The following is an 8,365-nucleotide window of genomic DNA, read 5'->3' on the forward strand; positions in this document are numbered from 1 at the left end:
CGCCGGCTCCAACGCGGCATTTATAATGTATGTTTCTCACCATGACTGATATTTACATGCCCTACGGCCGCCTTTTCCGCGCCGCGCGCAGCGGCTTTCTGGCACTGTTCGTGGCGCTCGGCGGTCTGTATCCCGTCCCGGCGCCCGCGGCCAGCGCCCAGCAGGCGCTGAATGAATGGATCAACAGCACCGCCACCCAGATCAAGGAGATCGAGCGGGAACTCCGGCGCGCCACCACCCGGGGCATCGACCAGGACCGCCTCTCGGCACTGCTCAAGCAGACCAACCAGATCAAGTCGCGGGCCCAGTCCTGCGTCGACACCCAGCAGGAGCAGGCCGACAGCCTGAGTCAGGACCTGGAAACACTGGGCCAACCCGCCAAGGAGCAGAGCGCCGAAGTCAGACGTATCCGCCAGCGTCTGCTGGCTCAGCAGCAGACCGTGGCGGGGAACCTGGCCAGCTGCAAGCTGTTTCTGGTTGGCGCCCAGGACCTCATCAACCAGATTACCCAGCAACAGCAGGCGCTGGTCACCCAGCAATTGCTCACCCGCACCCCCAACCTGATTCACGCCATGCAGGAAGGGCTGAAAACGCCCGGCAGCTGGTTTGAAACGGCGCACAGCTTCCTCGACGCCCAGTACAAACTTCTGGCCGGACATCTCACCACCGTCAGCCTGACCATCCTCGGCTTCCTGTTGCTCGTCTTCATCCCGCTCGGGCTGGTCCTGCGCCATCTGCTGCAGCCCAAGGCGCCACCCGTGCTGGCACAGGAGGACCGCACGGTGGCATTCACCGTGGCACTGCGCTGCAGCCTGCTGCGCCGCCTGCCGGCGATGTTCGCCGCGGTGATTATCGCGGTGGGTCTGAGCGTGATCCTGCCGCTCAGACCAACGCTGCCGTTCCCTACAGATGCGGCCTATGCCGCGGTGGTCTACCTGTTTGCATTGACCATAGTCGACCTGCTGTTGGCCCCGCCGCCACCGGCCACGCCCTATTTCCCGGGACCGGACAAACTCTGGCGGCGCTTTTCCCGGCGCCTCAAGATCTTCGTCACCCTGTGCCTGATTCTGTATCTGCTGTTCTCGACAACGCTCAAGGACAGTCTTACCGACAATCAGTATTTCCTGCTGCGCGCCGGCATCGGCACTCTGCTGATCGCCAACCTCATTTCCACCACCTGGCTGGTGCGCCACTTCCCCTGGGCCATCCTCGGACGAGGCGCGCGGGTCATCCTGATAGGTGCGTTCCTGCTTACCCTCGGCGCGGAATACGCCGGCTTTCGCAACCTCTCCGCCTACGTGCTGGGAGGACTGCTCGGTACCCTGACCGCCCTGATGCTCGCCATTCTGGTCACCCGCCTGTTCACCGATCTGTATGACGGCATGGACGAGGGGCGCCTGCTGTGGCAGCAACGCCTGCGGGTCTGGCTCGGCGTCCATATGCAGCAGAACATCCCCGGCCTGATCTGGCTGCGCGCCGCCACCTTCATCGCCATCTGGGTCCTGTTTGCCCTGTGGTTCATGTTCGTCTGGAATCTCTCCGACCCCGGCTTCAGCCTGATTTCCACCTATCTCAAGCAGGGATTCACCGTCGGCACCCTGCAGGTCGTCCCCGTGCAGCTGCTCTGGGCCGTCATCGCCTTCGCAATCATCTCGGCGGCAACCCGACTCATCAAAAGCCGGCTGCTGCCGGAGTGGCTGCATCGCACCCGTCTGGATCGTGGTGCCCGCGAGGCGGTGACCACCATCACCGGCTACATCGGCATCGCCTTGGCGGCCTTGATCGCATTGTCATTGGCCGGCTTCGGTCTCGGCAAGCTCGCGCTCATCGCCGGCGCCCTGTCGGTCGGTATCGGCTTCGGCCTGCAGAACATCGTCAACAACTTCGTGTCCGGCCTGATCCTGCTGTTCGAACGGCCGATACGTACCGGCGACTGGATCGTCACCGGCGAGACCGAAGGCCACGTAAAGCGCATCAGTATCCGCTCGACGCAGATCCAAACCTTCGACCGTGCCGACGTGATCGTTCCCAACTCCGAACTCATCTCCGCCAAGGTCACCAACTGGATGCTGTATGACCGGCAGGGACGGGTGCGGGTACCCGTCGGTGTGGCATACGGCTCGGACACCCAGAAGGTCAAAGAAGTGCTGTTGGAAGTGGCCCATAATCACCCGGACGTGATCAAGGGCTCGCCGCTGGTACCGGAACCCCGGGTGCTGTTCCTGAATTTCGGCGACAGTTCGCTCAACTTCGAACTGCGCTGCTTCGTACGCGAGATCGACGACCGTCTCAGCGTACTCAGCGATCTCAATTTTGCGGTCGATGCCGCGTTCCGCCGCGAGGGCATCGAGATTCCCTTCCCGCAGCGCGACATCCACGTGCGCAACTGGCCGCCCGGCAGCCCCCCGCCGCCGGCGCCCGACGACGCCGGATAACAGACAGTGGGAATCACTTTGGTAAGATAGCCGCCCATGAACGACGCGACCCAACAGCCCCTGCCCCAGATCACGCCGTACCAGTTGCTGGGCGGCGAAACGGGCATCCGCACCCTGGTGAACCGGTTCTACGAGCTGATGGACACCCTGCCCGAGGCCTGGGAGATTCGCAAACTGCACCCGGACGATTTGTCGGGGTCGCGGGAAAAGCTGTTCAAGTTTTTATCAGGCTGGCTGGGTGGCCCATCGCTCTACATCCAGGAATACGGCCATCCCATGCTGCGCCGCCGCCATCTGCCCTTTCCGATCGGCGATCGCGAGCGCGACCAGTGGATGATGTGCATGCGCCAAACCCGGGAGGAACAGGTGGCGGACGAACAGCTGCGCGCCCAGCTTCTCGATGCATTCCAGCGCACCGCCGATCACATGCGCAACCGCATGTGATCGAGACTTCACGCCTCAGGCGGCTTCCAGCTGCTGGCCGATACGCCGACGCAGATCGTTGGCGACCGTAAAGTTGAACGCCGCCGCCGACCGCCATTGATTGAACAACACCTGCGATTCCCACACCCGGTATTCATCGAGCAGATGCGTCAGGCTGCTCAGATGCGGCTTCATGGCGCCGATATCCGGCTGTGCGGCGGACATACCGACATCCAGCGACAACAGAACCTGTTCCAGCCGCTGATGCTCCTGCTCCAGACGCTTCAGCGTGTCACGCCCTTCCAGGATCTGATCCATATCCAGCACCGGAAGCACCGTTTCCCGCTCGATAGTCAGATAGCGGTGCAGGCGGCGGGATAATTGTCGATACAGCGATTTCGCGGCCGTGTAATTGGCAGCTTGCAACCGCATACGCGTGTCGCCAACCAGTTTCTCGATCTGCTCCCCTTCCTGTTCCAGAAGGTCGATGAAGTCCAGATACATTTAGATCAAAGCCAAGTCTAAAGGTGCGTTTCGTGTCGTCAGATAATACCTAAGAAGCCGGTCTTGTCCACGCTTCAAGCCACATCACGACTGACGGCCCTCATCAATCATGCCGGCAGAACGGTAAAGCGCCTCGGTTTCAGGTGAGCACCCCACGCCAAAAGCCTCCTTCAACAGCTGTTCGCATCGTTCATAAACTTTGCGCACCTCGACCACCCTTCCAAGCTGATGATGACTTTGCATAAGCCCACGATAAAAGACTTCGGCATACGGATCGATCTCTATGCCACGTTCAAAATACTTTCTTGCTTCGCTGCCATCACCTTGACGCAGCAACATATCACCCACCTGCTCCAGCAGTCGCAACGCCTTCGCTCGCACGTTCTCACGTAACTGCAATGCCCAGATCCCGGGCTCACCGGCCAGGAATTCACCCTGATACAGCGACATCCATTCCCTTAATAAATGCCCAGGCACGTCACTGCCGTCTGACATGCATGCTTCGATTTCCTCGATCAGGCGCATAAAGGATTGCACATCGACCCAAACGTAGCGTGAATCGAGGCTTATCTTGCCTGCCTGCACGCTCACCGAACGCATACCAATCATCCTGCGCAACCTGTGCAAGGCTGCCTTTAAATTTTGCCGCGCCTGGGTAATATCCGCCTCCGGCCATAGCGCATCCATGACCTGTTCCTCACCGACGTTAACTGCTCCCAAGGCGATGACTGCCGCCAACAATTCAAGCGGCTTTCTTTGCCCTCTACCCTCCGACTGAAGTGGTTGATCATCAACCATGACAGAGAACATACCCAGCGTTTTTATACGCACGGGATACGGCCAAGTCGTGGACATTTGGGTTTCATCTTCGGGCACCAACCCATGCAATCGGATGAGATGAAGGGCATAATCCACCTCGATACCCTCACCCAATGCCACCGAACATAAGCGCGATGCGATTCGTGGCTGCCACCATGTCATCCCTGTTAGCCAGTACTCACGACCGAGCCTCATCAGGTCAGCCACCCGCATACGGATCTCGCTGGGATTTTTCTCATCAAGCGCAAATGCCGCCCTGGCAAAGCACAGCATGAATTCCAGATATACGCTGTTCAACTCCCCTTCCAAACGCTCCACTTCGGCAAAATACCGATCTCGCTCCAGCTTGTCCTTGAGCGCATGCATCACCCACATCATTCCATAATTGGCATCGGCCAACGAATACTTACTACCTACCCTGACGGCAAATTCGAGCGCAACACGCTGATCTGCTTGGGCACGAACAGGATCATCCTGCAACATAGCCAGCCAGGCGCGCTGGTGGTAGAAATACAGCCGGTCCAAAGGACGCAACTGACTTAACTGGGTGCTCAGCTCATCCAAAATCCGTGCGGCAGTCTCTTTGTCACCGCGTATCTTGGCGACCGTTGCGCCAATCAGCATGAGCATGGAATCCCACAAATGGACGCCTGACTCCTTGGCCAACTCCAGACCCGCCTCCATAGCATCAAAGCTTTCCTCGCGCTGCGCACTCAATGCAGCCAGCCACCCCTCGACCATCAGGGCTGTCACACGCGCAATTGGTGACGCATCAGCCTCACGCGCCATATTTTTCAACATCTCGACAATCTGACGTGCGTGAGTAGGATCTCCGGCCCACACATGAGACACCATCAAATAAAATCCCGCCACCAAGCGCAGCCCCAAATCGATATACGGGTCATCGAAAGCGTCAAAGGCCAGTTTGCGCCAGTCTTCAAAGGATGGATCGCTTGGACGTCGCACCAGCAATGCTGCTAACACCCGAGGTGCCAACTGCAATTCGACCATATGATCCAAAGGTCCGAAACGTTTGATCAGCGAATCGAGCCTGTCCAGTAATGGATCCAATCCATACAGCTCATCGGTCGAAGGGCAATCGGCAAATCCCCCTCCAATATTGCAACCATGCCCTGGTTTCAAACATTGAAACCGGCAACTGGTTAAGCCAATGCTCCAGGGTAGGCAGGCGCCCGAACTTTGCGAGCTCAGGAGCTAGAGATTCGATCAGGTCAGCGAGACCAATTTTATTTTCCACTGCGGCCAGCAAACCCGATGCCGCCTCATATTGCCCGTCACCAATCAGGAGCTCTGCCGCCTGATTCTGCAGACCGGCATATATCGAGGCCTCAATTTCCCGTTGGCCATGCACAAGCAGAAAGTCGCGAAACAGGTCATGGTACTGAAAGTGTATCAACGCGCCACTGCCCCGCTTCGTGGTGAACAGATTGCGGCGCACGAGGCTGTCCAATAGCCGATCCGCGTCCTGTGATCCACTCAGCGCATTCGCCATATTTACCGTAAAGCTCGGCAAAAGGGCGGTCTTGAATAAAAAGCCCCGAAGATCGTCACCTACATCCTCAAACAATTCGCTGGCAAAGTAGTCAAAGATCGTCGTTACGGAAGCGCTGCGGAGTTGTTCTGGGTTTTGCGTGTCCAACTGCTGAAGCATGAGCACCAAGCCGGCCACCCAGCCCTCGGTTTGCATATACAGCTTATCCGCCAATGCGTCACAGGTTTCGTCCGGACACATCCTGGCCACCAAGGCCTTTGATTCCGCTTCTGTCAGCGCAAGTGCATCCTGTTCAATCAACGCCAGCTCACCCGACGCTCTGACACGCGCAAAAACCTGTGGCGGCAAGCTCCGGCTCAAAACAAGCAAACTCAGATCTCCACCAAGCTCCTCCTGAGCCACAGCGAGCAAGCCATGCACGAGACTGTCTTCGGGCAGGACCTGATAATTGTCTAGAACGATCAGCGCATTCCTTTTCAAACGCTGCGCCAACCCAGCAAAGAATCCCCGGGCGAAAGCGGTAGGATCGGCAAGATATTCCGGTGTAAATGCAGGCAGGGGATGGGCGCGCGGCAGAGCCTTCTTCAGCGCCAGACCAAGATAATGGAAAAAGGTGGCCGGATCGGCGTCGCTCTCGTCCAGCTGGAGCCAGGCGGCGCGCAGGCCGCGCTCAAGAATATAGCTTGCTGCCAGAGTGGTCTTGCCGCTTCCTGCCGCGCCGGCAACCCATACGACGGAACGTTTACGGCCCTCATCAAGCTGGGCGAATAGTCGCTCTCGGGGATAGATCCCTTCAAGCCTCGGCTGCGCAATCCTGGCCTGTGAGTGCATTTGCCCCTCTTTCTTATATCGCCGGACGGTTGGTCCTTATTCCTGGGAATGCCGTAGCACTTTAATTAAACCATGATACCCTCGGTATTTGTCATGCTTTAAGCATTAGAGTTTCCCCATAAAAAAACGGGCAACCATTGGCTGCCCGCAATTGCTTGAACAATCAAACCAGCCTATCCGGCCCGATGTCGCCACCTGAACAGGCCACCACCGAGGGCCAGAACCGCAAGCGCCCACAACACCCACAGATGGTGCGCCCCACCGCCACCGCCGCTGCTTGATGACGCGGGTGCGGCGGCAAGGTTGTTATAGACCGCCACGAAACCTTCGCTGCTGCTACTGGGCCCCGCATACACCGGCTGTGCGCCACCGCTCGTGCCGGGGAAGTTGGCGGAATAGGTATAGCCCGCGACGTACAACTGCCCATTACCACCAACAACCATGGCTTTAGCAACGTCCTCATCCACTCCTGAGCCACCAAGATAGGTCGCTTGAGCAATGCCCGTGAGGCCACTGCTTAATTGGGCTATGAAAGCATCATCAGAGACACCCGCATTGGCTGGCTGCATACCGCCGCTGGTACCAGGGATATTGGTATAACTCCCTGTGCCTGAACTGGTTTGGCCTGCCACGTACACCTGCCCGCTGCCGCCCAAGGCCAGAGCATATACCTTGTCATCGCCTGTCCCGCCCAGATAGGTCGCCTGGACAATCTGGGTCAGGCCGCCATTCAGTTCGGCCACGAAAGCGTCGTTCAAGCCAGCATACGCCGGCTGTGCACCATTGGTGCTGGGTGGATTGCCGATGCCACTGTCGCAAGTTACACCCACCATGCCCACAGTCGCGTCAGTACAGGGGAAGGCGCTGGAATCGGTGTATCCCGCCACATACGCCTGCCCGCCACCCCCCAGAGCCAAGGCGAAAGCGTAGTCATCAGTAGCTCCGCCGAGATAGGTGGCCTGATCGATCTGGGTCAGCCCAGCATTGAATTCAGCCACGAAGGCATTGCCACCACCAGCGCTGCTCCGCTGCGCCCCGTTGTAGGCAGGCGGATTACCCACACCACTATCGCAGGTTACACCCGCCGTTCCGATTGTCGTGTCGGTACAGGGAAAATCGCCGGACGATGTATAGCCCGCCACGTATACCTGCCCACTACTACCCATGGCCAGTGAATACACGTAGTCCATGACCGTCCCACCCAGGTAACTGGCTTGGTCGATTCTTGTTAGATCGCCATTCAATGCAGCCACGAAGGCATCAACGCGCCCACCTTTGTAAACCACCTGCGCGCCGTTGTTGGCAGGCGGATTACCCGTACCACTATCGCAAGTCACACCAGGCGTTCCGATTGTTGCGTCTGTACAGGGTAAGGCCGACGAGCTGGTATCTCCCGCCACATACACCTGCCCACCGCTGCCGACGGCAAGGGCATTGGCCTGATCAACGCCCGCCCCACCCAGATAGGTTGCGTTACTGATCGTAGTGAGACTACTGTTCAGCACAGCCACAAAGGCGTCAGAAGCTCCACCTGTGTTCGGCTGTGCACCCCCACTGGTGCCAGGAAAGCCGGCGGTGGATATGGTCATTCCTGCCACATACACCGCCCCGCTCGGCGCCACGGCCAGAGCGTAGGCATAGTCACTGCCCGCTCCACCCAGGTAAGTCGCCTGAATAATCTGCGACAGGCCGGCGTTAAGCTCGGCCACAAAGACATCACTGGCGGGACTATTGTAAATCGGCTGTGCACCCCCACTGGTGTTAGGGAAGTCACTGGAACCAGTCCCTCCCGCCACATACACCTGCCCGCTCGACCCCAGAGCCAGGGCATAGGCATAAT

General features: G+C 58.6%; 6 protein-coding genes. 2 read left to right on the plus strand and 4 right to left on the minus strand.

Annotated elements, in window-relative coordinates; genetic code table 11:
- Positions 1-41: 41 nt before the first annotated feature.
- Positions 42-2,435 (plus strand): mechanosensitive ion channel, encoded by a 2,394-nt coding sequence (locus tag P8Y64_05970; protein ID MEJ2060021.1) that lies wholly within the window; start codon positions 42-44, stop codon positions 2,433-2,435.
- A gap of 36 nt (positions 2,436-2,471) precedes the next feature.
- On the plus strand, positions 2,472-2,879 hold the full coding sequence (locus tag P8Y64_05975; GenBank protein ID MEJ2060022.1) for a group II truncated hemoglobin: 408 nt from the start codon (positions 2,472-2,474) through the stop codon (positions 2,877-2,879).
- A gap of 15 nt (positions 2,880-2,894) precedes the next feature.
- Here the strand turns inward: P8Y64_05975 and P8Y64_05980 are convergent, their stop codons facing one another.
- The 4 genes from P8Y64_05980 to P8Y64_05995 form a co-directional block, all read right to left on the minus strand.
- Positions 2,895-3,362, minus strand: a complete 468-nt coding sequence (locus P8Y64_05980) for a hemerythrin domain-containing protein (protein MEJ2060023.1) — start codon at positions 3,360-3,362, stop codon at positions 2,895-2,897.
- 84 nt (positions 3,363-3,446) lie between these two features.
- Positions 3,447-5,252 carry a BTAD domain-containing putative transcriptional regulator gene (locus tag P8Y64_05985; GenBank protein ID MEJ2060024.1) on the minus strand — a complete coding sequence of 602 codons (1,806 nt, stop codon included), beginning with the start codon at positions 5,250-5,252 and terminating at the stop codon, positions 3,447-3,449.
- A 10-nt stretch (positions 5,253-5,262) separates the two neighbouring features.
- On the minus strand, positions 5,263-6,525 hold the full coding sequence (locus P8Y64_05990) for a hypothetical protein (GenBank protein MEJ2060025.1): 1,263 nt from the start codon (positions 6,523-6,525) through the stop codon (positions 5,263-5,265).
- 173 nt (positions 6,526-6,698) lie between these two features.
- A partial coding sequence (locus P8Y64_05995; protein MEJ2060026.1) for a hypothetical protein occupies positions 6,699-8,365 on the minus strand: 1,667 nt, incomplete at its 5' end.

This window comes from Gammaproteobacteria bacterium, from assembly GCA_037388465.1.
Taxonomy (GTDB): domain Bacteria; phylum Pseudomonadota; class Gammaproteobacteria; order SpSt-1174; family SpSt-1174; genus JARRKE01.

Excerpts from the sequence above, each read along its gene's own strand:
- P8Y64_05970 (MEJ2060021.1), top strand. The coding sequence starts at position 42 with ATGACTGATATTTACATGCCCTACGGCCGCCTTTTCCGCGCCGCGCGC.
- P8Y64_05975 (MEJ2060022.1), top strand. The coding sequence starts at position 2,472 with ATGAACGACGCGACCCAACAGCCCCTGCCCCAGATCACGCCGTACCAG.
- P8Y64_05980 (MEJ2060023.1), bottom strand. The coding sequence starts at position 3,362 with ATGTATCTGGACTTCATCGACCTTCTGGAACAGGAAGGGGAGCAGATC.
- P8Y64_05990 (MEJ2060025.1), bottom strand. The coding sequence starts at position 6,525 with ATGCACTCACAGGCCAGGATTGCGCAGCCGAGGCTTGAAGGGATCTAT.